The organism is Nocardia sp. NPDC024068, assembly GCF_040638875.1.
Classification (GTDB): Bacteria; Actinomycetota; Actinomycetes; order Mycobacteriales; family Mycobacteriaceae; genus Nocardia.
Genome location: NZ_JBEZYU010000005.1, coordinates 133754 through 158698 on the forward strand (window position 1 = coordinate 133754; position 24945 = coordinate 158698).

Genomic DNA, 24945 nt, shown 5'->3' on the forward strand with positions numbered 1-24945 from the left:
GCCGGCTGTGCCGCTGGTGTGGGCCGTCGAGGTGACGGCCCACACAACCCCTAGACGAGGCGTCAAATAGCGGGCGCCCAAAACAGGAGGATTGATCCCATGCTGATTTCCCAGCGTCCGACCCTCACCGAAGAGGTCATCGCCGACAACCGGTCGAAGTTCACCATCGAACCGCTCGAGCCGGGTTTCGGGTACACCCTCGGTAACTCGCTGCGGCGCACCCTGCTGTCCTCGATCCCGGGGGCCGCGGTGACCAGCATCCGCATCGACGGCGTTCTGCACGAGTTCACCACCGTGCCCGGGGTGAAAGAGGATGTCACCGACATCATCCTGAACCTCAAGGGCCTGGTCGTGTCCTCGGAGGAGGACGAGCCGGTCACCATGTACCTGCGCAAGCAGGGCCCGGGGACCGTCACCGCCGATGACATCGTGCCGCCGTCGGGTGTGGTCGTGCACAACCCGGATATGCATATCGCCACCCTGAACGACAAGGGCAAGCTCGAGATCGAGCTGGTCGTCGAACGCGGTCGCGGTTATGTCCCGGCGGTGCAGAACAAGGCGACCGGTGCGGAAATCGGCCGGATCCCGGTGGATTCGATCTACTCGCCGGTGCTCAAGGTGACCTACAAGGTCGAGGCCACCCGTGTCGAGCAGCGCACCGACTTCGACCGGCTCATCCTCGACGTGGAGACCAAGAACTCCATCAGCGCGCGGGACGCGCTCGCCTCGGCGGGCAAGACCCTGGTCGAACTGTTCGGCCTGGCCCGTGAACTGAACGTCGAAGCCGAAGGTATCGAGATCGGCCCCTCCCCGGCCGAGGCGGATCACATCGCCTCCTTCGGGCTGCCGATCGAGGATCTGGACCTCACCGTCCGTTCCTACAACTGCCTGAAGCGCGAGGGTGTGCACACCGTCGGCGAGCTGGTGGCGCGGACCGAATCGGATCTGCTGGACATCCGTAACTTCGGCCAGAAGTCCATCGACGAGGTCAAGGTCAAGCTGCACGCGCTGGGCCTCTCGCTCAAGGACAGCCCCGCCTCGTTCGATCCGTCGAGCGTGGTCGGCTACGACGCGAGCACCGGAACCTGGTCCGACAGCGGCACTTTCAGCGACGACAACGGCGGCGAGCAGGACTACGCCGAAACCGAACAGCTCTAGGCCGGCGGGGTAGGCGCCCCGGAACGGTCTTTACCAAGGAGAACCCACAATGCCCAAGCCCAAGAAGGGTGCTCGCTTCGGCGGGTCGGCGTCGCACCAGAAGGCGATCTTCGCCAATCTGGCCACGGCGCTCTTCGAGCACGGTCGGATCACGACCACCGAGGCCAAGGCCAAGGCGCTGCGCCCCTATGCCGAGAAACTGGTCACCAAGGCCAAGGCCGGAACCCTGGCCGACCGCCGCGAGGTGCTCCGGGTCATCCGGAACAAGGACGTCGTGCACGATCTCTTCGCCGAGATCGGCCCGTCGTTCGAGGGCCGCAGCGGCGGCTACACCCGGATCATCAAGACCCTGCCGCGTAAGGGCGACAACGCCCCGATGGCGATCATCGAGCTGGTCCGGGAACAGACCGTGACCAACGAGGCCGATCGCGCGCGCCGGGTGGCCGCGTCGAAGAAGGTCGAGGAGCAGGCCCCCGAGGCCGAGGCCGAGACCGAAGCCGAGACCACCGAGGCTCCGGCCGAAGAGGCCGCGGCCGAGGAGAAGGCCGACGACAAGGCGTAATTCGTCTGCCGGGGGCGCGCCTGCCGCGCGCACCCGGTTCGTCGACGAGCCCGCCGCCCGTTACGGGTGTGCGGGCTCGTCCCGTATCCGGAGGATGGTCTGGTGAGTGAACGGGAGTCGGTACCCACCGGCCGCCCGGCGGCGGTGGATTCCGCGGGGGCGCCCGGGCCGGATACCGCGGCGCCGCGGCGGTGGCGGCTGGATATCTCCTACGACGGAACCGATTTCACCGGCTGGGCCCGTCAGCCCGGGCTGCGCACCGTGCAGGGGGTGCTGGAGGAATCACTGGGCACGGTGCTGCGCGAACCGGTGCAGCTGACGGTGGCGGGCCGCACCGATGCCGGGGTGCACGCCGAGGGACAGGTCGCGCATTTCGATTCCGCGGCCCCGGTGGATACCGGCAAACTGATACACCGGATGGCGAAGTTCCTGCCCAAGGATGTGCGAATTACCGGGATACACGCGGTGCCGGGCGAATTCGATGCGCGTTTCTCGGCGATCCGGCGCCATTATGTGTACCGCCTCACCGCCGCGCCCCACGGGGCCGACCCGCTGTCGGCACGCAGCGTCGTGGGCTGCCGCCCGGTCGATCTGGAGGCGATGCGGACGGCGTCGCACAGCCTGCTGGGGCTGCACGACTTCGCCGCGTTCTGCCGCCGCCGGGAAGGCGCGACCACGATCCGGGAACTCCAGCGTTTCGACTGGGAGCGTCGCGGGGACCGGCTGGACGCCTGTGTCAGCGCGGACGCGTTCTGCTGGTCGATGGTGCGCAGCCTGGTCGGGGCGGTGCTGGCGGTGGGGGAGGGCCGGCGCACCGCGGAATGGGTCGCGGGGCTGCTGACCGAACGGCAGCGCTCGAGCGCGGTGACGGTCGCGCCCGCGCACGGGCTCAGCCTGGTGGCGGTGGACTACCCGGCCGATGCGGAACTCGCGGCGCGGAACGCACAGACCCGGGAGACCCGTTCGGTGCCGACCGAGGGCTGTTGCGGGGGCGACTGACCGGCCCGCCCGGCAAACACGTCGGCGAGGCTATCGGCGGGCGGTTCACCCGCCGATAGGGTCGGGGATGGAACAGATCCCACCGACGACAAGGTTGCGCTGGATATGACGATCGATCTCGGACGCTACGGCGTATGGCGTTACTACAAACTGTTCACCCCGGAGGCCGCCGCGGATATCGAGCGGCTCGGCTATGGGGCGCTCTGGCTGGGCGGTTCACCGACCGCCGACCTGCCGGTGGTGGAGGACCTGCTGGCGGCCACCGACACGTTGAAGGTGGGTACCAGCATCGTCAATATCTGGACCGCACCGGCCGGGGAGATCGCGGAGTCGTATCACCGCATCGAACAGCGGTTCCCCGGCCGTTTCGTGCTCGGAATCGGCTGCGGCCATCCCGAGGCCGATAAACCCTATCGGTCGCCGTACGAGGCGCTGGTCGAATATCTCGACGAACTGGACGAAGCGAAGGTCCCCCAGGCGGGGCGCATGCTGGCGGCGCTCGGGCCGAAGGTGCTGAAACTGGCCGCGGACCGCACCGCGGGTGCGCTGCCCTATCTGACCACGCCGGCACATACGGCGCAGGCGCGGGAGATCCTGGGCGAAGCGCTGCTGGTCCCGGAACAGAAGCTGGTGGTCGATACCGACCCCGAGAGCGCCCGCGCGACCGGCCGCTCGGTGGTGACCATGTACCTCGGTCTGCGCAACTACACCAACAACCTGCGCCGTCTCGGCTACACCGACGAGGACCTCGCGAAGCCGGGGAGCGACACCCTGCTCGACGCGCTGGCGGTCCACGGCTCCGCCGAGGAGGTCGCCGCCCAGGTGCGCGCCCATATCGAGGCGGGCGCCGACCATCTGGCGCTACAGCCGCTGGGTGAGGACTACCTCGCCACCGTGCGCGCGCTGGCGCCGCTGCTCATCCGGCAGGCCTGACATCCGGCCGGTGCCCGGGCCGGCGGCATGCGGCCGCACGCTCGGGTACCGGTTGTCCGGTCGGGCGGGACCTGCCCCGGGTGCCGTCGGGTCGTCGTCCGGTCGCCGCCCGCTGTGCGGGCGTGCCCCGGCCACGAGCGTCGTGCCACAGTGAATGCGGTCGGCGTCGTCACCGACCCCGGGGCGCGGCACGACGACCGGCCGCCGCGCTGCCGTCCGCATCGCGACAACGGCGCCGGGCCGGCACTGCCCCCTATCGCGACCGCGGGGGTCAGGAGCGGACGAGGCGCGCGATGGCGTCGGTGGCTTCCTTGATCTTGGCCTCGGCTTCCGGGCCGCCGGCCACGGCGGCATCGACCACGCAGTGGCTGATGTGATCCTCGAGCAGACCCATCGCGACGGCCTGTAGCGCCTTGGTCATCGCCGAGACCTGGGTGAGGATATCGATGCAGTACTTCTCCTCCTCGACCATCCGCTGTAGCCCTCGCGCCTGGCCCTCGATCCGGCGCAGACGTTTCAGGTAGTCGTCCTTGGCCGTGATGTAGCCGTGGCTCGCGTGATCGTGGGATGTGCCGCCGCCGGCCGACTCCGCGGCGTGGTCGGCGGGCTGGGATTCGGTTGTCACCGCTTGTCTCCTCTGCACCGGTCGAGAGGACTTCTATACCCCCATAGGGTACACTCACCGGCTCGTATCCATCAGGGGCGCGTATCCGCTGTGCGTCCACGCGCCGGACCCGGGAGAATCAGCACTATGACTTCCAAGGACCGGCCTGCCCTGGCCGTTATCGGCGGTAGTGGATTCTACGATTTCTTCGACGGCGCCGCGGACGCGGTCGCGGTGAAGACACCGTACGGAGACCCGAGTGCGCCGATCGCCGTCGGCGATGTGGAGGGCCGCCCGGTCGCCTTCCTGCCACGCCACGGCGGACGGCACGAGTACTCGCCGCATACGGTCCCCTATCGGGCGAATATGTGGGCACTGCGGTCGCTCGGCGTCCGGCGGATCTTCGCCCCCTGCGCGGTCGGCAGCCTGCGCCCCGACTGGGGGCCCGGCACCGTGGTCATTCCCGACCAGCTGGTGGACCGGACCTCCGGCCGGGACCAGACCTACTTCGACGGCAACGGCATCCACGTCTCCTTCGCCGACCCCTACTGCGCCGATCTGCGCGAGATAGCCGTGAAATCCGCCGACAGCGCCGTACACGTCCATCCACACGGCACCATGGCGGTGATCCAGGGTCCGCGCTTCTCGACCCGCGCCGAAAGCCGCTGGTACGCGGCGCAGGGCTGGGAACTGGTGAATATGACGGGCTACCCCGAGTCCGTGCTCGCCCGGGAACTGGAAATGTGTTACGCGGCCGTCGCCCTGGTCACCGATCTGGACGCCGGAGTGACCGAGGGCGAGGGCGTCAAGGCCTCGGAGGTCTTCGCCGAATTCGAACGTAATATCGGGCCTTTCAAGGACCTCGTCCGTCGCGCGGTGGGCGGGGTATCCGATACCGAAACCTGCGAGCAGTGCCGGGTGCACGCCGGAATCGCGCTGCCGTTCGACCTGCCGTGAGCCCGGGTCCACGGCCGCGCCGGGATAGTCTCGTGCCGTGGATACGCCGCTTCGCCTCGAGGTGATCGTCGCCAGCGTCCGGCCCGAGCGTTTCGCTCCGGTGGTCGCCGGCTGGTTCGTGCGTACCGCGCGCGCCCGGCCGGACTTCGATACCGGGATCCTGGACCTGATGGAAACAGGTCTGCCCGTGGATCTCACCGAATCCGCGCAGACACAGCGCTTCCGCGACCGGCTGGCCGCGGCGGACGCCTTCGTCGCGGTGACGTCGGAATACAACCACGGCTACCCCGCCTCGCTGAAAACCGCGCTGGACAGCGCGAAATACGAATGGCGGGGCAAGCCCATCGGTTTCGTCTCCTACGGCGGACTCTCCGGTGGCCTGCGGGCGGTGGAACAACTACGCCAGGTGGTCGCGGAGATCCATATGGTGTCGATGCGCGAATCGGTGAGTTTCCATCGCGCCCGCAAACAGTTCGACGCGGACGGGGAGACCACGGACGGCGCGGCCCTCGACGGCGCACAACGGTTGCTCACCCAGCTCGCCTGGTGGGGGCGAGCCCTGCGCACCGCCCGCGAATCCGATGCCTACCCGGGATGAGAAGAAACGCGAGGATATCCGGCGACCATCCGGATAAGGCGTCTAGCGGCGCTGGGGTTGGGGCTGCTGGGGGCGGCGCATCTGCGGTGGCGGCGCGGGGCGGCCGCCCTGGGGTGGTGCCTGGCGGGTGCGGGGTTCGCCGATGTAGGTGTGTTCGCGGGGAATGGAGACCAGGTTCAACGGGATCTGGGTGGTCGCGGTGCGGAGTACCACCCGGGTGCCGATGGCTCCCGGCTGCTGGATCGACAGGTCCGGTTTGGTGGCGGGCCAGCCCATCGGGTCGCCGGTGACGTAGATGGTGGTGATACCGGCGTGTGGCGCGGGGGCGAGGACCCCGTCCACGACGGTCGCGGTGAATCCGGCGTCCGACTGGTGCATCTCGACCGCCAGCGTCAGCCGCTCCGGATTACCGATGGTCTCGATCAGCTGGTACCAGGCGTGCGGGCGTTCCGTCCGGACCAGGATGCGCTCGCCCACGGCCAGCGCGCGGAACACGAGCTGCTGCGCCAGGTAGAGCTCACCGGCGACGTACACCGACGAGATGCCCGCACCGATGATGCGCAGTGCCACACCGTTGCCCTCGTCGTCGGAGCCGATCAGCTGACCGCATCCCGACGACGGCAACGCCAGCGCGTCCAGTACTTCGATCGGGTATTCGGCGGTGGGCACCACATCCTCCAGATCGGGGATTCCGATCGGCAGATGCGCGAGCAGACTGTCGCGGTGGCGGCCGTTCACCGACACCATGCCCTTGGTCCAGGACTTCTCCGGCAGTTCCCGCAGCGTCGACCGCCACGCCGCGCCGATATGCACCGTATCGGCGGTATTTCCCGGACGCAGGCGCACCGCGACGGTGGTGCCCCGGGATTCGGCCACCCACAGCTGTGACAGGACCTCCGACCCCAGCCGGCGCGGATCGATCGCGGCGCCGATGTTCACCCCGTTGCCGAGTTCGGCGTAACGCCACCGGTGGGTGAGGTCGCGGGCGTCTTCACCGTGGATGACCTGGCGTACCGCGGCCCGGATCTCGGAGGCGGTCAGGACGCGCGAGCCGCAGCCCGCGTCCTCCAGCGTCCGTACGATCCGCTGCGTCGCGATGGTCACCGAACGCGCCGCTCCCGCGTCGCCGCCGCCCCGCCGCGCGGCCGCCCCGGGGCAGTCGACCATATCGAAACCGATGGCCAGCCACACGGTGCGATGCGCCGTGGCAGGCAGTGGGCCGAGCAGGGATTCGTAGATGGCGCCCGCGGGGGTGCCGGAGCGGCTGCGGTGACCGTGGCTGATGATGTCGATCCCGCTGAGCAGGATGTCGTGCTGGGCGAGGCAGGTCGCCAGTTCGGCCATCGGCAGCAGATGGGACGCGTGCACCGCCGCGCGATCGATACGGGTGAGCCCGCCGCGGGGCGGCAGCACTTCGACCACCGCGACGACGCGGCTCTCGTCCCAGTACAGCCCGAGGGAGCGGTCGTCGGGACCGCGGAAATCGTTGCTGTCGCCGATCCGGTATTCGCGACGGGCGCGGTAGCTCCACCAGTCGGCGATCCGGTCCAGCAGCACCCGGCGGCCGACCGGAAGCAGCGGAACGAGTCCGACGACCACCGCGACTCCCAGCGCGATCCACGGGTTGAGCCCCACGATCAACACGATCGTTCCGACGGCCAGTGCGAGCACCTGCGCGATCAGCAGGTTGCGCATAGAGATACGCCCGAACAGCAGGCTGCGCCCACGTCGCGTCATGGCTGGAACGGCCATCAGAGTCCCCCAGGTACCCGGTGTCGGCGCGTAATCGGCGGCCGAGCTGAACTACGTCCCAGGGAACTGTACTGTGTTCGGCGAGCACGAGCACAGTTCGGGGGAAGACGATGCCTTCAAAGCCCACAACTCGGTGGCAGATCAGCGGTTACAACTTTCTGGTGCGCCGGATGGAGCATGCGCTCGTGCGCCGGGACGTGCGGATGCTGCACGACCCGATGCGTTCCCAGGTGCGCGCCTACGTGGTGGGTCTGGTGCTGGCGATCGTGGTGCTGGCCGGTTGCGGGGTGCTGGCGCTACTGCGTCCCCAGGACAAGATCGGCCAGAACACGATCCTCATCGGCAAGGAATCGGGCGCGGTCTATGTGGTGCTCAACGATGTGGTGCATCCGGCGCTGAATCTGGCTTCGGCCCGGCTCGCGGCGGGCGATGCCCCGGACGCGGCGATCGTCAAGGAAGCCGAGGTCGGGAAGAAGGCCCGCGGCCCGCTGATCGGTATACCGGGCGCGCCCGGCGCGATCCACTACAACGCCGAGGGCGCGGGCCGGCAGTGGACGATCTGCGATGAGATGAAGATCGACGGCAGCCAGGACCGGACCACCTCGGTGCTCGCGGGTGGGCTCGAACTCGGGGCGAAGGCCGGGGCGATGGAATCCGGTAAGGCACTGCTGGTTCAGGGGGAGAAGAACACCTACCTGATCTACGACGGCAAACGGGCCCGGGTGGCCATGGACGATCGCGCGGTCACCGACGCCCTGGGCATCACCGGTGTCACCCCGCGCCCGGTGAGCGAGGGACTCGTCAACGCGATTCCCGAGGTGATGCCGATAGAGCGGCCCACGATCGCCGATCCCGGCGGTACGCCCGCCAAAGATGTCAGCGGACACCGCATCGGAGAAGTGGTGCAGGTGGGCGATTCACAGACCGAGTACTACGTGGTACTCGCCGACGGTTTGCAGCCCGTCTCGCCGCTGGCCGCCGAGATCATCCGCAACTCCAATCCGCAGACGTCGAGCGATTTCTCCATCGACCAGGCCACCCGCACGCGTGTCGAGGTCTCGGACGCGTTGCGGGTCCAGACCTTCCCTCAGGCCGCGCCGGCCATCCTCGACGCCAAGGACCATCCGGTGAGCTGCCTGACGTGGAAACCGATTCCGGAGGCGGGTGAGAATACCGGCACCCGTGCGGAGCTGCAGGTGATCACGGGTGTGAGCCTGCCCATGGCCGATAGCGCGAAACTGGTGCCGCTGGCCCAGGCGGACGGTTCGGGGCAGAATGTCGATTCGGCCTATATCGCCCCGGGCACCGGCGCCTATGTGCAGACGACGGGTATCGAGCCGGACAGCAAACGCAAGGACAGCATCTTCTACATCGCCGACACCGGCGTGCGATTCGGTATCAAGAACGCCGATTCCGCCAAGGCACTGGGCATGCCGGAGAAGGCCGAACCCGCGCCCTGGCCGATTGTCGGATTGCTGGCGTCGGGGCCCAGCCTGGGACGGGAAGAGGCGCTGGTCGCCCACGACGGTGTCGCGCCGGATCCCTCACCCGCCGAACAGCCGGTCGCCTCGTCGAAGTAGGCGTGCGGTGTGGAAGTTCCGCGCGTGAGGCACGCGCGGAATCTCCACGTCACTGTGACGACTGGGCCGGTGGTATGGAGATCGGCCAGGTGCTTCCGGAATGCCGAAATCGGCGGTGTCGCACAGCCGTGCAGAGCCATCGGTGGGGGTGGTTTCGTGTTTCGGCACCGGGTAGCGGTGCCCGTGGTCCAGCCGAGGTGCGCACTCGTCCGGCAACCGTGGAAACCGCTGCCGCGGAGGGTGATCCGCGATGGCGATATCAGGCGTCGTCCTCGCTGACCCCGAACCGCCGACGGGCCGGGAAGGACGCCAGGTAACCGATGATGAGGCTGCCGCCGATGATCCCGCTGCCGATGAGCGCGATATTGCGTGCCGTATGGTCCGGAGGTTCCGGCGGGGCGGGGACGGCGAGTTGTTTGCTCACCGCCGGATTCGGCTGTTTGGGTCGCAATTCCGCGGGCACCTCGTTGGTCAGCGCCGCGATGGGGTCGATCGCGCCGTAACCCACGTACGGATTCCAGCCCTCGGCGGGCGCGTGCGCGGTCGCCTGGATCCGTTTCATCACCTCGACCGCGGACAGTTCGGGGAACCGGGCCCGGACCAGCGCAACGACGCCGGACACGTAGGGGGCGGCGAAACTGGTGCCGTTGATGGCCTGCTGGCCGCCCTGGGCGTTCTGCGTTCCGTTGATGACGCCGCCGGTGTAGACATCCAGCGAGACGATGTTCTCGCCGGGTGCCGCCACACTGAGCCAGGGCCCGGGGACCGTGAACTCCGACGGTGCGCCGTCGGCGTTGATGGAACCGACCGAGAGGACCAGATCGTCGTAGCGGGCGGGGGTCACGTTGACCGTGGTGTTGCCCCACGGGTCCGCGGCCGGATCCAGCGGGTTCTGAATTCCGGTGTTGCCCTTGCAGTTGTCGTTATCGGTATTGCCGGCGGAGGCGACCACCACCGCGTTCTTCTGGTGGACCGCGTAGTCCAGGGCGGCGCCGAGCGAGCCATCGGAGATCGGGCTGGAACTGCAGGCCACCTCGGAAATATTGATAACGCTCGCGCCCATATCCGCGGCCCGGCGCACCGCCTGCGCCATGGTCGCGACATTGCCGTACCCCTCCCGTGAGAGGTCTTCGGGCGATTTGGTGGCGTTGCTACCCGCTTTGACGTATTTATCGCTGGTCTGGCGGATGGTGAGAATCGTGGCTTCCGGCGCGACACCGGAAAAGCCCTGATCCGGTAGCTGGGTCGCGGCGATGATGCCGGCCACCACGGTGCCGTGCACATCGCAATCCTCGGTTCCGTCACCACTGTTGGCCACGAAATCCCCGCCCGCGCGCAGACCCGGCAGCCGGGGATGGCGGGCGACCCCGGTATCGATCACCGCGACCAGCTGGCCCGCGCCCTTCGAGAACTGCCAGGCCCGGGTCAGGTCCAGTGCCGCCTGCGCCGGCGGGACCGTCGGGCCCTCGCCACCGGACACCGAACTGTTGCAGGGAGTGTTCGCCTTGCGCTCGGTCGGCTGGCTCGGCCTGGCCGGATCCCCGGCGGGTAACTGGCCCGGATCGACCGGCGCGGGACGGTCGGCGTAGGCGACCGGATGTATCGGACCCAGCGATGCACTCATCCCGAGCACCGCGGCCACCGCCGCGGTGCGGATCACCCGGTTCACAGTCCGCGGACGAGGGAGTAGAGATCGGCCACCCAGAACACGAGCGGCAGCACGGCGGCCACGAAAGCGTATTCGATCAGTTCGGCGGCCCGGCGCATCGGCGGCGTCGCCGACTGGTTCGGCACGATGATCCCGAGTATCAGCGCCGCGATCAGTACCACCATGGCCGCCCCGAACACCGCCAGCGGCAGCTGCGCCACGAACGCCATCGCGACGAGCATCACCAGCACGATCACGGCTCCGCCGACGATGAGGATCACGGCCTGCTCCGCACCGGCGTAGGTGCGGCTGCGGAACATGAGTACCGCCGCGCACACCAGTGCCAGCGCGATGCCCTGCCAGTAGAAACCGCCGTAGTCCGGATCGATGGCGACCAGTGCGCCGACCACGGTGACCAGCGTCGTCGCGGTAACCAGGCCGCTCAGATAGGTGCGGGCCCGCGCGGACTTCGCCTGCAGTACGTCCAGGGTCGGCAGTGCGCGATGATCGTCGGGGTCGTCCTCGGTGGGGTCGATGGGCGTACCGGGGGAGGGGACCGGCGGCAGCGGCAGTTTTGCCAGCGCCATCGAGATGCGCGGGGCGAGCGACAGCGCGCCGAGACCGACGGCCGCGACCACCGCGCCGACCGCCTCGAGCGGCTGCTCGGTCAGCAGACCGACCAGCGCCGCGGGGATCACGAAGAGCGCGACGGTGCCGGCTCCGATGAAAAGTCCGAGGCCCACCCCGGTCACGCGCCAGGCCAGAATGGCCGTGGCTCCGAACAGAGTGGACCCGAGCAGCAAGTGGGGCCAGCCGTAATGGTCCGGCACGATGAGCATGCCGCCGGTGAATGCCAGCGGCAATGCGCAGCCACCGAGTACCAGCGCGGTCTTCGGATCCCCGTACACCCGGCTCAGTACCATCGCGCCCGCCACCAGCAGGACCGCCACCCCCAGTGCGATGACGCCGGTGATCCAGCCGGGCATCGCGTCCGGCGCGGCCAGCAGACCGGTGCAGCCGGCGAGCATGGTGAGCGCGGCCAGAATCGACCCCGTGATCCGGGCGGTATCCGGATTCCAGCCGCGGAAATGCTGCGAATCGGCGACCGCGACGTTGTACATGATGTCGTCGAACAGCGGTGTGGGCGCGGTGTTCGCCGAGTTCTCCAGCATCAGCAGTTCGCCGTCGCGGACTCCCTGCTCGCCCAGGCTGAGCGAGTTCGACAGCGGCGGCTGGCCGATCCGGGCGAGCACCCAGTCCGCCGGTTCGTACCGTTCCCCCTGATTGTCGAAATCATTGGTGCGGCTGTGCGCGGCGACCATATCGACGACGCTGGGAATCACCAGCGCGACCGGAACATCGACCGGAATGGCCATATCGACCTGGGTGTGTTTTGCCAGAATGGTGACCCTGGTGAGATCCGGAGCGCGGACTATACCCCGCGAGGAATCTTCCTCCAGATGGTCGAGTCGCGCATGCGTCACGCTTCCCCCAAGTTGTTTCGCTACCCTGCTCTTCCTCGCATTCTCCCAGCGAACCGCGGTTGCGTGCCCACGTCGCGGCCAGCAGAATGCAGGTCGAACTGTACGACATGATCGCGGCTCCCTCTACACTGAGCCCGAACATCGCATTGCTACAAGGGGGATCTCGTTCGATGACCACGGTTCGGTTTCAGCGGCGTGCGCGTCGTGAGGTTCCACGAACCCCCGGCGGCGAGGTCACCCTCCAGCCGCCCCCCGAGATCCCCCGGGTAACCCCCGGAAATCTGCTGATGAAGCTCATGCCGGTGGTGATGATCATCGGCATGGTCGGGATGATGGCGCTGATGTTCACCCAGGGCGGCGGGATCGCCTCGAACCCGATGTCGCTGATGTTCCCGATGATGATGATGGTCTCGATGGTCGGCATGTTCGCCGGTCAGGGCAACGGTAAGGGCGCCAAGGCGGCCGAGGCCAACGAGGACCGCAAAGACTACCTCCGCTATCTCGACCAGGTCCGCAAGGATGTCGGCGCCACCGCGTCCGAGCAGCGGGCCGCCGTGGAGTGGAGCCATCCGGAACCCGGACTGATCTGGATGCTCGCCGGTACCTCCCGGATGTGGGAGCGCCGCCCCAGCGACAAGGACTTCTGTCACGTTCGTATCGGGCTCGGTGGGCAGCGCCTGGCCACCCGGCTGGTCGCACCCGAAACCGGCCCGGTCGAGGAACTCGAACCCATCGCCGCGGTCTCGCTGCGCCGTTTCGTCCGCGCGCATTCCACGGTTCCCGACCTGCCCACCGCCGTCGCGGTGAAGGGTTTCGCGACCATCGCGCTCGACGGCGACCGTGCCCAGGCCCGCGATATGGTGCGCGCGATGCTGTTGCAGCTGGCCATGTTCCACGGCCCGGACCAGGTGCTGACCGCGATCGTCTGCGGCCCGGACACCGCGCCGGACTGGGAGTGGACCAAATGGCTGCCGCATACCCAGCATCCGGACGCGCAGGACGGTGTCGGCACGCAGCGCATGTTCTTCGGGTCGATCCGCGAGGCGATGGCCGGGCTGGCGCCGATTCTCGGCAACCGGGTGCGCTACTCCCGCAACCAGCCCACCAATTCCGCGATGGTGCACGTGGTGATCGTCGTCGACGGCGGCCTGCTCGAGGCCGAGGACGATCAACTGCGGGAGTCCGGATACGAAGGTGTGACGGTTGTCGACCTGTGTGGTTATGCGCCCCGGCTGGCGGTTTCGCGCGGTATCACCCTCACCATCCGCAACGGCGAATGCCTGGGCCGCGGCGCCACCGGCAATCAGGAGCGTTTCGCCCTGATCGACCGGATCAGCCGGGAGCAGGCCCAGCAGGTGGCCCGCCGGCTGGCCCCGTATCGCGCGGCCACCCAGCGCAGCAGCGATGTCGAGGTCACCGAGGGGGAGACGATCAACACCTGGGCCCAGCTCATGGGCCTGGGCGATATCGGCTCGTTCAATCCGGAGAGCGCCTGGCGGCCCCGGTACGGCCGGGAACGGCTGCGGGTTCCCTTCGGCGTCGGGGCCGACGGGCTGCCGGTCGTCCTCGATATCAAGGAAGCCGCCGAGTCCGGGATGGGTCCGCACGGGCTCTGCATCGGTGCCACCGGTTCCGGTAAATCCGAGTTCCTGCGCACCCTGGTCCTCAGCCTGCTGGCCACCCATTCCCCCGATCAACTCAACCTCGTCCTGGTCGACTTCAAGGGCGGTGCGACCTTCCTCGGTCTCGACAGCGCGCCGCACGTCGCGGCGGTCATCACCAACCTGGAAGAGGAAGCCGACCTCGTCGACCGGATGCGCGACGCGCTCGCCGGTGAGATGAACCGGCGCCAGGAGCGGCTGCGCGACGCCGGTAACTTCGCCAATGTCTCGGAATACGAGAAGGCGCGCGCGGCCGGCGCCGACCTGGATCCGCTGCCCGCGCTGTTCGTGGTGCTCGACGAGTTCTCCGAACTGCTCACCCAGCATCCGGATTTCGCGGAACTCTTCGTGATGATCGGCCGCCTCGGCCGCTCGCTGCACGTGCATCTGCTGCTGGCCTCGCAGCGGCTGGAAGAGGGAAAGCTCAAGGGACTGGAATCGCACCTGTCCTACCGGATCGGCCTGAAAACCTTCTCCGCCAACGAATCCCGCCAGGTCCTGGGTGTCCCGGACGCCTACAACCTCCCCAACAACCCCGGCGGCGGCTATCTGAAATCCGATTCGGGCGAGATCCAGCGTTTCCAGGCCTCATACGTCTCGGGCACCTATGTGGGCGGGGGCCCGCAGCGCGATATCAGCGTGGCCACCAGCGCCGGCGAAATCGATATCACCGCGCGGCCCTTCCTGGCCAAACACGTCGAATTCCGTTCCGCGGACCGGACCCCGCTGGCACCGCAACCGGCCTACGAACCGGAACCCCAGGTCGTGGAAGGGGAGCAGCTTTCCGACCTCGGCATGCTGGTCGCCCGGATCGCCGGACACGGCCGGTCCGCCCATGCGATCTGGCTGCCTCCGCTGGACGCCGCCCCGCCGCTGGACGCGTTGATCCCGCGCTCGATCCTCACCGGCGAGTACTCCGCCGTCGCCGGGCTGCAGGCACCGATCGGCATCGTCGACCGGCCCTACGATCAGCGGCGCGAGCCGCTGGTGGTGGATCTCTCCGGTGCGCGCGGCAATGTGGCGGTGGTCGGTGGCCCCCAGTCGGGTAAATCGACCATGCTGCGTTCGCTGATCATGGCCATGTCGCTGACTCATACCGCCGAACAGGTGCAGTTCTACTGCCTCGACTTCGGTGGCGGCACCCTGGCCAGCCTAGAGGGCCTGCCGCATGTGGGTTCGGTGGCCGGGCGGCTGGACCAGGACAAGGTGCGCCGGACGGTCGCGGAGATGACCACCATCGTGCGGACCCGGGAACTGCGCTTCCGTCAGCTCGGAATCGAGTCGATGTCGGAGTTCCGGCGGCTGCGCGCCGCCGATCCGGCGAGCAGCCAGGCCGCCACCGGCGCCCACGAGGATGCCTTCGGTGATGCCTTCCTGGTGATCGACGGCTTCGGTTCGATCCGGCAGGATTTCGAACCCTTGGAGCAGGCCATCATGAACCTTGCCGTCCAGGGCCTGTCCTACGGCGTGCACGTGGTGATCGCGCTCTCGCGCTGGATGGAAGCGCGCCCGCAGCTCAAGGACCAGATCGGTACCCGCCTCGAACTGCGTCTCGGCGATCCGGCCGATTCCGAGTTCGGCCGCAAGGTCGCCGCATTGGTACCGCAGGGACGCCCGGGTCGCGGTATGACACCGGAGAGCCTGCATATGCTCACCGCGCTCCCGCGGGTCGACGGCTCATCCGATCCCGAGAACATCAGCCGTGGCGTCGCCGACGCGGTCGACCGGATCAAGCAGATGACCCCGGGGCGGCCGGCCCCGCAGGTCCGGATGCTGCCCGAACGCCTCGACCGCGAGCAGTTCGTGCGGGCCATCGGGCCCTGGCAGGGGCATCCCGAGCAGCGCACGGTGTCCATCCCGATCGGTATCAACGAATCCGAACTGTCGCCGGTGTTCCTCAATTTCGACGACAACCCGCATTTCATCATCTTCGGTGACACCGAATGCGGTAAGACCACACTGCTGCGCAATATCGTCAGCGGTATCGTCGAGTCCAACACCAGGAATACCGCCGCGCTGGTGCTGGCGGACTTCCGGCGCACCATGCTCGGCGCCTTCGAACAGGAACGCCTGGCCGCGTATGCGACCGGGGCGGAAGGCCTGACGACGAATATGCGGGATCTGGCGGCGCTGCTGCAGTCCCGGATGCCCGGCCCGAACGTCACTCCGCAGGAACTGCGCGATCGTTCCTGGTGGACCGGGCCCGACCTGTTCATCGTCGTGGACGATTACGACCTGGTGTCCAGCGGTTCCAGCGGTAACCCGCTGGCGCAGATCGTCGACTTCCTCGCTCATGCCAAGGATATCGGCCTGCACCTGATCATCTCGCGCCGTTCCGGCGGCGCGGGCCGGGCAATGTACGAACCGGTCATCTCCCGCCTGCGGGATCTGGCCACCCCCGGTCTGGTGATGAGCGGTAGCCGCGAAGAGGGCGGTCTGCTCGGCAACGTCCGGCCGAGCGCGATGCCGCCCGGTCGTGGAACCCTGGTCGGCCGGTCCGGTACCGAGCTCATCCAGACCTCGTGGATGCCGGCGCAGTAATGCCGGTCGTCGAGATCGCCCTCACCGAGACCCGGTTGTGGGCGTGGAGCGCCAACACCCACGCCGACCTGGTTCCCTCGATCGTGCCGGCCGGTGACGGGCGCAGCCTGGTGGTCGGTGAACCGCTGGCGCCACCGTCGATCGCGGTATCGCCGGTGCAGTTGCTCACCGCGGATCGCGTCGCCTTCGATCCCGGGATGCCGAAACCGGTGGACGCGTTATCCGCGGTCTTCGGATATACCCTCGCCCAGCTGCGGATCGACTCACCGTGCGAGCAGCTCACCGTGGTGCACCCCACCGAATGGGATCAGCACCGGCTGGCCGTGCTGGAGGCCGCGGCGTCCGGGCACAGCCGGCGGGTGATGCTGGAGGCCACCGCATTGCGCGCGGTCGCCGCGAGCCGGCGGGTGCGCGATGTGCGCACGGTGGTCCTGGAGTTCGGTTCGCTGTCGACCACCGCTTCGACGGTGGTCCCCGGCGAGCACGGTGCCCGGCTGGAATTCTGCGAGCACGAACCGGACCTCGCCGCCACCGAGATCGGCGCCGGTGAGCGCGGTATGGCCCGCTTCCGCGAGCTGGTGGAAAGGCTCGTGCACGGATGTCAGGTGGATTCGGTGATCGTGGTCGGCCGGGCCGACGCCGATTTCCTGAATCTCGTCGCGACCGTGGTCGCGGACCCCTGCCACAACGCCGAACTCCTGGTGGTCGCAGGGACGGATCTGGTGCGGGTCCGGCAGACCGTGCCCATGGATCACAATCCCGGCCTGCCGCCCGCCCGCCCCGATGCCGAATGGCTGCAACCGCTGCGGGAGCGGGCCGCGGCCACCCGTCCGCCCCGCTCCAAAACGCCCCTCTATACCAGCGCGGCAGTGATTCTCGCCGTCGCCGCGTTGGTCGGCGGGGCGTTCGCGCTGGTCCGATCGACCGGCGGCGAGAGCGAAGCCGCGGCGCCCTCCGCGCCGGTGACCGCCGAGACCACGGCCGACATCGGATCCGGATCCGATTCGGGACCGCGCACCGTGGGCGCGATCCGGCTGACCGTCCCGGACGGCTGGCGGGTCCGGGACCCCGCCGCCGATGCCTCCCAGCGCCTCGAACTGGTGCCGGGCGAGGGTTTGCGGGCTCGGATCACGGTGACCCAGCAGACGGTGGCCGCGGATGTGGGCTACGCCGGGATCGCCGCCGCGCTCGAGGCGCAGATAGCTTCGCGCCCAGCGGGTTCCGTATCCGCCATCCGCCGCGATGTGGTCTTCGCCGGCCGTCCCGGACTGGCCTATTCCGAGCATCCTGACGACGGATCCACCGTTGACTGGCATGTTATCGTCGAGCACAGCATCCAGATCAGTATCGGATGCCAGTACCAGACAGGGGGGCAGGACTCGATCACACCTATCTGTGAAGACCTCGCCACCTCGCTGGAGGTCACTCCGTGACGCCGGCCGGGGGGCTTCTCGAAATCCGATGGAACCGATTGGGCGGGTGTCTCGTCCAATCATCGTGAAGGCAAGTTCGGACCGTTTGCGGACGCAGGGGGTCCGGATCCGAACTCGAGTAAGGAGATACCGTGGCGAACCCCAACGTCACTACCGACGTAGCGGCAATGGAGGCTGCTGCCAAACACGTCGAGAACGTGAATTCGCAGCTGCAGACCGAAATCGGAAATGTCCGCAACATCGTTGCCGGTTCGGCGGGGAACTGGGAGGGTGCGGCCGCTGTCACCTTCCGCAAAGTGATGGACGACTACGATACGCAGTCTCGCAAACTGCACGATGTGCTGGCGGAAATCGGCACTCTCATCCGTGAGAACGGCAAGGGCTACACCGCGACCGAACAGGCGAACCAGGATGCCCTGGCCGCGCTGGGCGGTTCGTCCGAACTCGGGTCCAGCCTGAACATCTGAACGTTTTCGGTTCACGCGAATCCTAGGAGTTATTGCTATGTCACAGATGAAGTACTCGGAAGGCCAGCTGATGGCCATGACCGGCGACCTTCGTACCTCGAAGGGCCGGCTGACCGAAACCCACGACGAGCTCCAGGGCTACGTCGCCGCCCTCGCCGCCGAATGGGAATCCGGTGCGCAGGAGGCCTACCGCACCAAGCAGACCCGCTGGGACGAGGCCCACAACGGCCTGCTCGACATCATGGAGCGTCTCGCCAAGATCGTCGAGGACGGTGCCCTCGAAATGTCGACTACCGATAAACTGAATGCGTCGCGCTGGGCCTAGTCCGACAGAGCGGCCGCAAACAGATCGAAACCACGGTTGTGCCCCGAGATTTACGCTCGGGGCATAATCGCTTTCTCCCGCACGAGCTTCCCGCGGTATCACTCGATAATGTCGGAAATCGACGGAATCATGTTGTTCACGAGAGTGCCCGCCGCCTGATGATGACCATAGTGATGGCCGACAGATCCGGCGGGGAGACCATCGGCGACAGATCACGAGATGATATCGCCTGTCTTCGGTCCCGACGAATTGCGATCCGGTGGAATGGTACTGCGTATTACCGGCGTCCGGCCCGGTACGCGGTGGCCGGATGGAGCCGAACAGCGGCGACTGTCCGGCCGAAGGCACCGACCGGCCCGGCTCGATGCGGGTGTGGCCGCGCCGGGTCCGGGCGGCGGGGCTCCGCGCCGCACCTCGTGTGGCGGGCCCATTCCCATTCGATCTGGATGATTGAGGGTGTGCGTCTCCGCAGTTACGGCGTTATCGCCGCTTCGATCGTCGCGTTACTTCTCGCCGGGTGCGGGGGTGGCGAGGATCTGGTGCCCATTCCCGAGGGGATTCCGCCCGGCCCCGGGGTGCCGTTGCCGGTGATCGATATCGATGCCCCCGGCCGCACCGCGGTGCAGTTGAACGGCTGGGCCGCCGATCACGCCGGAACGCTGGAGATGCCGGTGACCGCGCTGGAGGCGTACGGGTACGCGGCGGCGGTGATGGGGCGGGCCCGGCCGGACTGCGGGATCGGGTGGACCACGCTGGCGGGGATCGGGAGTGTGGAAAGCGATCACGGGCGGCACCGGGGAGCCGAGGTGCGTGACGACGGGCTGGTGGAGCCGTCCATCATCGGGATTCCGCTGGACGGGTCTCCGGGCGTGGCCGAGATCCGGGATTCCGACGGCGGCCGGCTCGACGGCGACGGGGTATTCGATCGGGCGGTGGGGCCGATGCAGTTCATTCCCGAGACCTGGCGCAAATGGGGCGTGGACGCCAACGGTGACGGGGTCGCCGATCCGCACAGTATCGACGACGCCGCGCTCACCGCGGCCCGCTACCTGTGCGTCAGTGGTGGGGACCTGCGCACCGCCGAGGGGTGGAGCAGGGCTTTGTTCACCTACAACAGGTCGGAGAGCTATATGAAGCTGGTCCGGGATCGCGCCGCGGCCTACAGCGTGGGCCGCCGGGTGTGACCGGCGCCGGGAAGTCGGGCAGGGGCCCTGCGGGGCGGCGGATGGACTGGCCGCGACCGGGCCTATTAGGCTCGCAACCGCACGGCTCTTCCCTGATCATCACCGTGCCAGCAGCCGAAGGAGTGTTGTTTTCGTGGCCATCATCGAACAGGTCGGAGCTCGCGAGATCCTGGATTCTCGGGGTAACCCCACCGTCGAGGTCGAGATCGCCCTCGACGACGGCACCCTGACCCGCGCAGCAGTGCCCTCCGGGGCCTCCACCGGCGAGCACGAGGCCGTGGAACTGCGCGACGGCGGGGAGCGCTACAACGGTAAAGGTGTGCAGAAGGCCGTCGAGGGTGTGCTCGACGAGATCGCCCCGGCGGTGATCGGGCTCGACGCGGTGGAGCAGCGCACCGTCGACCAGGCCCTGCTGGATCTGGACGGCACCCCGGACAAGTCCCGGCTCGGCGCGAACGCGCTGCTGGGTGTTTCGCTCGCGGTGGCGCGGGCGGCGGCGGAGTCCTCGGGACTGGAACTGTTCCGCTACCTGGGCGGACCGAACGCCCATGTGCTGCCGGTGCCGATGATGAACATCCTCAACGGTGGCGCGCACGCCGATACCGGAGTGGATGTCCAGGAGTTCATGGTCGCTCCCATCGGCGCGCCGACGTTCAAGGAATCGCTGCGCTGGGGCGCGGAGGTCTACCACGCGCTCAAATCGGTGCTGAAGGAGAAGGGTCTGGCCACCGGGCTGGGCGACGAGGGCGGGTTCGCGCCGGATGTCGCCGGCACCAAGGAGGCGCTGGACCTGATCAGCGTGGCGATCGGCAAGACCGGCCTGAAACTGGGCCGGGATGTGGCGCTGGCGCTGGATGTGGCGGCCACCGAGTTCTTCCGCGACGGTGCGTACCAGTTCGAGGGTTCGGCGCGGTCGGCCTCGGAGATGGCCAAGTTCTACGCCGAGCTGAAGGCGTCGTATCCGCTGGTCTCCATCGAGGATCCGCTGTCGGAGGACGACTGGGACGGCTGGGTGGCCCTCACCGACGAGATCGGTGACAAAGTGCAGCTGGTCGGCGACGACCTGTTCGTCACCAACCCCGATCGCCTCGAGGACGGTATCGCCAAGGGTGCGGCCAACGCGCTGCTGGTGAAGGTGAACCAGATCGGCACCCTCACCGAAACCCTGGACGCCGTGGAACTGGCGCACCGCAACGGGTACAAGACGATGATGTCGCATCGTTCGGGCGAGACCGAGGACACCACCATCGCCGATCTGGCGGTCGCGGTGGGCAGCGGTCAGATCAAGACCGGGGCCCCGGCCCGCAGCGAGCGGGTTGCCAAGTACAACCAGCTGCTGCGGATCGAGGACGCGCTCGGCGATTCGGCCCGCTATGCCGGTGATGTGGCGTTCCCGCGGTTCACGTTCGAGGACTGAGTAGATGTCGGAGCGGCGTGCGCGCGGTAGCAGCCCCGCGGGGCGGGGCGACCGCCGCACGTCGCGGGCGCCGCGCCGCCGCCCGGCCGCCGAAGTACACGGCGGCGCCGACCGGGTGCGGCGCACCGCCCGCGGTTCCGCCGCCCGCGGGGAGGGCGCGCGGGACTGGTCGGAACGGACGATCTTCGGGTTGTCCGCCGGTAAGGCGATCATCCTCGCGATGGTGATCTGTGCGCTGGCCATGACTTTGGCCGTGCCCATGCGGACCTATTTCACCCAGCGCGCCGAGGCCGACCAGCTGGCCGCCGAACGCCGTGTCCTCGCCGACGATATCGCCCGGTTGAAGGACCGCCGGGCCCAGCAGGAGGACCCCGCCTACATCCGGTCCGAGGCCCGCGACCGGTTACGTCTGGTGATGCCCGGGGAGACGCCCTATATCGTGCAGGTCCCGGGTATCGAGGCGCCCGCCCCGGCCGGTCCGGCCGCGCCGGAACGCGCACCCGACCCGTGGTACACGGATCTGTGGCGCAGTGTCTCCGAACCACCCCCGAATCCCGAAACCCCCGCGCCGCAGCCGGAAGGACCCAGGTGAGCACACCCGACGACCGAGATCTGCAGATCGTCGCCGAACAATTGGGCCGCGCCCCGCGCGGGGTGCTCGCCATCGCCTACCGCACCCCCGACGGTTTGCCCGCCGTGGTGAAAACCGCTCCGAAGCTCGATGACGGAACCCCGTTCCCCACGCTCTATTACCTCACCGACCCGCGGCTCACCGCGGAGGCGAGCCGGCTGGAATCCGCGGGCGTGATGAAGGGGATGACCGAGCGACTGGGGCACGACCTCGAACTGGCCGCGGGCTACCGGGCGGCGCACGAGAGCTATCTCGCCGAACGTGACGAAATCGAATCGCTCGGTACCGATTTCAGTGGCGGCGGAATGCCGGATCGGGTGAAATGCCTGCATGTGCTTATCGCGCACGCTCTGGCGAAGGGGCCGGGGGTGAACCCGCTCGGCGACGAGGCGGTGGCGCTCGCGGCCCGGGGGGAATTGCGCGGGACGGCGATTCCGGCGGACTGGCCGGATGATGTGGCGACGGAAGAGGATCTATGACCGACAGGGTTGCCGCGGTGGACTGCGGCACGAACTCCATCCGCCTGCTGATCGCCGATATCGGAGCCGACGGTGCCCTGGCCGATGTGCATCGGGAAATGCGGATCGTGCGGCTCGGCAAAGGCGTGGACGCGACCGGCCGGCTCGACCCGGAGGCCATCGAACGCACCCGGGTGGCGCTGGCCGACTATGTGGCGCTGATGATCGAGCACGAGGTGCGGCGGGTGCGGATGGTCGCCACGTCCGCGACCCGCGATGCGTCCAACCGCGAGGATTTCTTCGCCATGACCCGGGCCGAACTGGGGAAGGTGGTGGCCGGGGCGGAAGCGGAGGTCATCACCGGTGACGAGGAGGCGCGGCTGTCGTTCGCCGGCGCGGTGGGGGAGCTGTCCGCGGAAGCGGGGCCGTTCGTGGTGGTCGATCTGGGTGGCGGGTCCACCGAGCTGGTGGTCGGCGACGGCGGCGGGGTGCGGGCGGCCTTCTCGGCCGATATCGGCTGCGTCCGGGTTACCGAACGCTGCCTGCACGGTGATCCGCCGACCCCGGAGCAGGTGGCCGCCGGGCGCGAGTTCGCGACCGAACGGCTCACCGAGGCATTCACCCACGTGCCGGTGGAGGGCACACACACCTGGGTCGGGGTCGCGGGCACCATGACCACGCTGGCCGCGGTGGCCCTGGATCTGCCCGAATACGATTCGGCGAAAACCCATCTGGCGCGGATCGGCCTGCCGGAGCTGAACGCCGTCTGCGACCGGCTGCTCGGGATGACCCACGACCAGCGGGCCGCACTGGGCCCGATGCATCCCGGCCGGGTGGATGTGATCGGCGCCGGAGCGTTGATCACCGAGGTGCTGGCTGCGGAACTGTCGCGCCGGGCCGGTATCGCGGAGCTGGTGGTCAGCGAGCACGACATCCTCGACGGGATCGCACTCTCGATCGCCTGACCGCGCGAGGCCGCCGCCGGCCGCTCGTGAACGCGCGGTATCGGATCGGTGCGGGATGCCACGCGGGCACCCCGGCCCGTGGGACAGTCGGGGAATGTCCGAAGCACCAACACCCGCGGTCGCCGACCGGACTTTTTTCGGTCATCCGATCGGGCTCGTCAACCTGTTCGGCGTGGAACTGTGGGAGCGGTTCTCGTTCTACGGGATGCTCACCATCCTCGGCTATTACCTGTACTACGAGACGACCGACGGTGGGCTCGGGCTCGATCAGGACGCCGCGATCGGTCTCGTCGGGGCCTACGGCGGGCTCGTCTATCTGTGCACCGTGCTCGGCGGCTGGGTCTCCGACCGGCTGATCGGGATGGAGCGGACCGTCCTCTACGGCGGTGTGGTGGTGATGGCCGGGCATATCGCCCTGGCGCTGATCCCCGGGCTCGCCGGTGTCGGTGTGGGCCTGGTGCTGGTCGCGCTGGGTAGCGGGGCGCTGAAATCCAACGCCTCCGCCCTGCTGGGCACGCTCTATCCGAAGGGCGACCCGCGGGTCGACGGTGGTTTCACCCTGTTCTACCTCGGGATCAATCTCGGTGCGTTCGTCGGACCGCTGCTCACCGGGCTGTTGCAGGAGGAGTGGGGTTTCCACGCGGGATTCGGCGCGGCCGCCGTCGGAATGGCGCTGGGCCTGATCCAGTACGTGGTGTTCCGGCGCAACCTGGGCAGCGCGGGGCGTGAGGTTCCCGATCCGCTCCCGCGCAAGGCGGCCGGACCGCTGATCGTGCTGCTGGTCGCGGTTCTGCTGCTGATCGCGCTGGTGCTGGTGACAGGTTTGGTCACCATCGACAATCTGCCGGATGTGACCACCGGACTGATCATCGTGGCCGCGATAGCGTATTTCGCCGTTCTGCTCACCCACCGCCGCGTCACCCCCATCGAACGCAGCCGGGTGTGGGCGTTTCTCCCGCTGTTTCTCGCCAATGTGGTGTTCTGGTCGCTGTTCCAGCAGATCTTCACCGTGCTCGCCGTGTATTCCGACGAGCGGATGGACTGGAACATCTTCGGATGGACGGCGCCGTCGAGCTGGATCGGTTCGGTGGAGCCGGTGTGGATCATCGCCCTGTCGCCGCTGTTCGCGCTGATGTGGACGAAACTCGGTGACCGGGCACCGAGCACCCCGCGTAAGTTCGCTCTCGGGGTGGCGGGGATGGGGGCGGCCTTCCTGCTGTTCCTGCCGATGGCCGGAACCACGGGCCGGGCGGTGCCGGCGCTGGTGGTGCTGTTCATCATGGCGGTGTTCGCGGTCTCGGAGCTGTTGATCTCCCCGATCGGGCTGGCGGTGAGCACCCAGCTGGCGCCCGAGCATTTCCGCGCCCAGATGATGGCGTTGTATTTCCTGTCGATAGCGCTGGGCACGACGTTGTCGGGATTGCTGGCGCGTTTCTATTCGGCCGACGACGAGTTCGCGTACTTCGGGATCACCGGGTTGGTCGCGATCGCGGCCGGTGCGGTGATTGCGGGGCTCTCGCCGTGGATAACCCGATATATGTCGGGAGTGCATTAGCGTTCCCGGTACTTGCGCCAGAATGATGAGGAG

Annotated in this window: 21 protein-coding genes; 17 read left to right on the forward strand and 4 right to left on the reverse strand. The window is 68.1% G+C overall.

From position 1 onward, the window contains the following. Positions 1-99: 99 nt before the first annotated feature. The 4 genes from AB0F41_RS08625 (at position 100) to AB0F41_RS08640 (ending at position 3652) form a co-directional block, all read left to right on the forward strand. Positions 100-1158: a DNA-directed RNA polymerase subunit alpha gene (locus AB0F41_RS08625; protein WP_357422148.1), complete on the forward strand. Its 1059-nt coding sequence runs from the start codon at positions 100-102 to the stop codon at positions 1156-1158. A 49-nt stretch (positions 1159-1207) separates the two neighbouring features. After that, on the forward strand, positions 1208-1720 hold the full coding sequence (gene rplQ / locus AB0F41_RS08630) for a 50S ribosomal protein L17 (protein ID WP_357422149.1): 513 nt from the start codon (positions 1208-1210) through the stop codon (positions 1718-1720). 144 nt (positions 1721-1864) lie between these two features. Continuing rightward, positions 1865-2719 carry a tRNA pseudouridine(38-40) synthase TruA gene (gene truA / locus AB0F41_RS08635; RefSeq protein WP_357422236.1) on the forward strand — a complete coding sequence of 285 codons (855 nt, stop codon included), beginning with the start codon at positions 1865-1867 and terminating at the stop codon, positions 2717-2719. A 105-nt stretch (positions 2720-2824) separates the two neighbouring features. Continuing rightward, on the forward strand, positions 2825-3652 hold the full coding sequence (locus tag AB0F41_RS08640) for an LLM class F420-dependent oxidoreductase (protein WP_357422150.1): 828 nt from the start codon (positions 2825-2827) through the stop codon (positions 3650-3652). Between the two features lie 271 nt (positions 3653-3923). On the opposite strand, the gene AB0F41_RS08645 is transcribed toward AB0F41_RS08640, so the two are convergent. Next, complete coding sequence (locus AB0F41_RS08645) at positions 3924-4277, reverse strand: metal-sensitive transcriptional regulator (protein WP_357422151.1); 354 nt, start codon at positions 4275-4277, stop codon at positions 3924-3926. A gap of 126 nt (positions 4278-4403) precedes the next feature. Between AB0F41_RS08645 and AB0F41_RS08650 the strand changes: the two genes are divergently transcribed. Both AB0F41_RS08650 and AB0F41_RS08655 read left to right on the forward strand, forming a co-directional pair. Then, positions 4404-5213 carry an S-methyl-5'-thioadenosine phosphorylase gene (locus AB0F41_RS08650; protein ID WP_357422152.1) on the forward strand — a complete coding sequence of 270 codons (810 nt, stop codon included), beginning with the start codon at positions 4404-4406 and terminating at the stop codon, positions 5211-5213. A gap of 37 nt (positions 5214-5250) precedes the next feature. Next, a complete protein-coding gene (locus tag AB0F41_RS08655) occupies positions 5251-5811 on the forward strand; it encodes an NAD(P)H-dependent oxidoreductase (RefSeq protein ID WP_357422153.1) in 561 nt (186 codons plus the stop codon). 42 nt (positions 5812-5853) lie between these two features. On the opposite strand, the gene eccE is transcribed toward AB0F41_RS08655, so the two are convergent. Beyond that, entirely contained in the window at positions 5854-7563 is a 1710-nt protein-coding gene (gene eccE, locus AB0F41_RS08660) for a type VII secretion protein EccE (protein WP_357422154.1), read from the reverse strand. Positions 7564-7673: 110 nt separating this feature from the next. Between eccE and eccB the strand changes: the two genes are divergently transcribed. After that, entirely contained in the window at positions 7674-9143 is a 1470-nt protein-coding gene (gene eccB, locus AB0F41_RS08665; protein ID WP_357422155.1) for a type VII secretion protein EccB, read from the forward strand. Positions 9144-9402: 259 nt separating this feature from the next. On the opposite strand, the gene mycP is transcribed toward eccB, so the two are convergent. Continuing rightward, entirely contained in the window at positions 9403-10803 is a 1401-nt protein-coding gene (gene mycP, locus AB0F41_RS08670; protein ID WP_357422156.1) for a type VII secretion-associated serine protease mycosin, read from the reverse strand. 5 nt (positions 10804-10808) lie between these two features. Next, positions 10809-12275 carry a type VII secretion integral membrane protein EccD gene (gene eccD / locus AB0F41_RS08675; RefSeq protein ID WP_357422157.1) on the reverse strand — a complete coding sequence of 489 codons (1467 nt, stop codon included), beginning with the start codon at positions 12273-12275 and terminating at the stop codon, positions 10809-10811. A 170-nt stretch (positions 12276-12445) separates the two neighbouring features. Here eccD and eccCa point away from each other — a divergent pair, with 170 nt between their 5' ends. The 10 genes from eccCa (at position 12446) to AB0F41_RS08725 (ending at position 24912) form a co-directional block, all read left to right on the forward strand. Further along, complete coding sequence (eccCa, locus tag AB0F41_RS08680) at positions 12446-16477, forward strand: type VII secretion protein EccCa (protein ID WP_357422158.1); 4032 nt, start codon at positions 12446-12448, stop codon at positions 16475-16477. Then, a complete protein-coding gene (locus AB0F41_RS08685; protein WP_357422159.1) occupies positions 16459-17910 on the forward strand; it encodes a type VII secretion-associated protein in 1452 nt (483 codons plus the stop codon). Before eccCa ends, AB0F41_RS08685 begins: the two co-directional genes overlap by 19 nt. Positions 17911-18041: 131 nt before the next feature. Beyond that, complete coding sequence (locus tag AB0F41_RS08690) at positions 18042-18377, forward strand: WXG100 family type VII secretion target (RefSeq protein WP_357422160.1); 336 nt, start codon at positions 18042-18044, stop codon at positions 18375-18377. Between the two features lie 37 nt (positions 18378-18414). Next, a complete protein-coding gene (locus AB0F41_RS08695; RefSeq protein WP_357422161.1) occupies positions 18415-18702 on the forward strand; it encodes a WXG100 family type VII secretion target in 288 nt (95 codons plus the stop codon). Between the two features lie 446 nt (positions 18703-19148). Continuing rightward, on the forward strand, positions 19149-19886 hold the full coding sequence (locus AB0F41_RS08700) for a lytic murein transglycosylase (protein ID WP_357422162.1): 738 nt from the start codon (positions 19149-19151) through the stop codon (positions 19884-19886). A gap of 133 nt (positions 19887-20019) precedes the next feature. Continuing rightward, positions 20020-21303: a phosphopyruvate hydratase gene (gene eno / locus AB0F41_RS08705; RefSeq protein WP_357422163.1), complete on the forward strand. Its 1284-nt coding sequence runs from the start codon at positions 20020-20022 to the stop codon at positions 21301-21303. 4 nt (positions 21304-21307) lie between these two features. Further along, entirely contained in the window at positions 21308-21895 is a 588-nt protein-coding gene (locus AB0F41_RS08710; RefSeq protein ID WP_357422164.1) for a septum formation initiator family protein, read from the forward strand. Beyond that, on the forward strand, positions 21892-22413 hold the full coding sequence (locus AB0F41_RS08715; RefSeq protein ID WP_357422165.1) for a DUF501 domain-containing protein: 522 nt from the start codon (positions 21892-21894) through the stop codon (positions 22411-22413). The genes AB0F41_RS08710 and AB0F41_RS08715 overlap by 4 nt, the downstream gene beginning before the upstream one ends. Further along, positions 22410-23357 carry a Ppx/GppA phosphatase family protein gene (locus AB0F41_RS08720; protein WP_357422166.1) on the forward strand — a complete coding sequence of 316 codons (948 nt, stop codon included), beginning with the start codon at positions 22410-22412 and terminating at the stop codon, positions 23355-23357. Before AB0F41_RS08715 ends, AB0F41_RS08720 begins: the two co-directional genes overlap by 4 nt. 94 nt (positions 23358-23451) lie before the next feature. After that, the gene (locus tag AB0F41_RS08725; protein ID WP_357422167.1) at positions 23452-24912 is read left to right on the forward strand and encodes a peptide MFS transporter; all 1461 of its coding nucleotides are present in this window, start codon (positions 23452-23454) and stop codon (positions 24910-24912) included. Positions 24913-24945 lie beyond the last annotated feature (33 nt).

Bases quoted from the DNA above. Each gene is read 5' to 3' on its own strand.
- eccE (WP_357422154.1), bottom strand. From the start codon at position 7,563: ATGGCCGTTCCAGCCATGACGCGACGTGGGCGCAGCCTGCTGTTCGGG.
- eccB (WP_357422155.1), top strand. From the start codon at position 7,674: ATGCCTTCAAAGCCCACAACTCGGTGGCAGATCAGCGGTTACAACTTT.
- AB0F41_RS08625 (WP_357422148.1), top strand. From the start codon at position 100: ATGCTGATTTCCCAGCGTCCGACCCTCACCGAAGAGGTCATCGCCGAC.
- AB0F41_RS08725 (WP_357422167.1), top strand. From the start codon at position 23,452: ATGTCCGAAGCACCAACACCCGCGGTCGCCGACCGGACTTTTTTCGGT.
- rplQ (WP_357422149.1), top strand. From the start codon at position 1,208: ATGCCCAAGCCCAAGAAGGGTGCTCGCTTCGGCGGGTCGGCGTCGCAC.
- eccCa (WP_357422158.1), top strand. From the start codon at position 12,446: ATGACCACGGTTCGGTTTCAGCGGCGTGCGCGTCGTGAGGTTCCACGA.
- AB0F41_RS08720 (WP_357422166.1), top strand. From the start codon at position 22,410: ATGACCGACAGGGTTGCCGCGGTGGACTGCGGCACGAACTCCATCCGC.
- AB0F41_RS08640 (WP_357422150.1), top strand. From the start codon at position 2,825: ATGACGATCGATCTCGGACGCTACGGCGTATGGCGTTACTACAAACTG.
- AB0F41_RS08710 (WP_357422164.1), top strand. From the start codon at position 21,308: ATGTCGGAGCGGCGTGCGCGCGGTAGCAGCCCCGCGGGGCGGGGCGAC.
- AB0F41_RS08650 (WP_357422152.1), top strand. From the start codon at position 4,404: ATGACTTCCAAGGACCGGCCTGCCCTGGCCGTTATCGGCGGTAGTGGA.
- AB0F41_RS08695 (WP_357422161.1), top strand. From the start codon at position 18,415: ATGTCACAGATGAAGTACTCGGAAGGCCAGCTGATGGCCATGACCGGC.
- AB0F41_RS08700 (WP_357422162.1), top strand. From the start codon at position 19,149: ATGATTGAGGGTGTGCGTCTCCGCAGTTACGGCGTTATCGCCGCTTCG.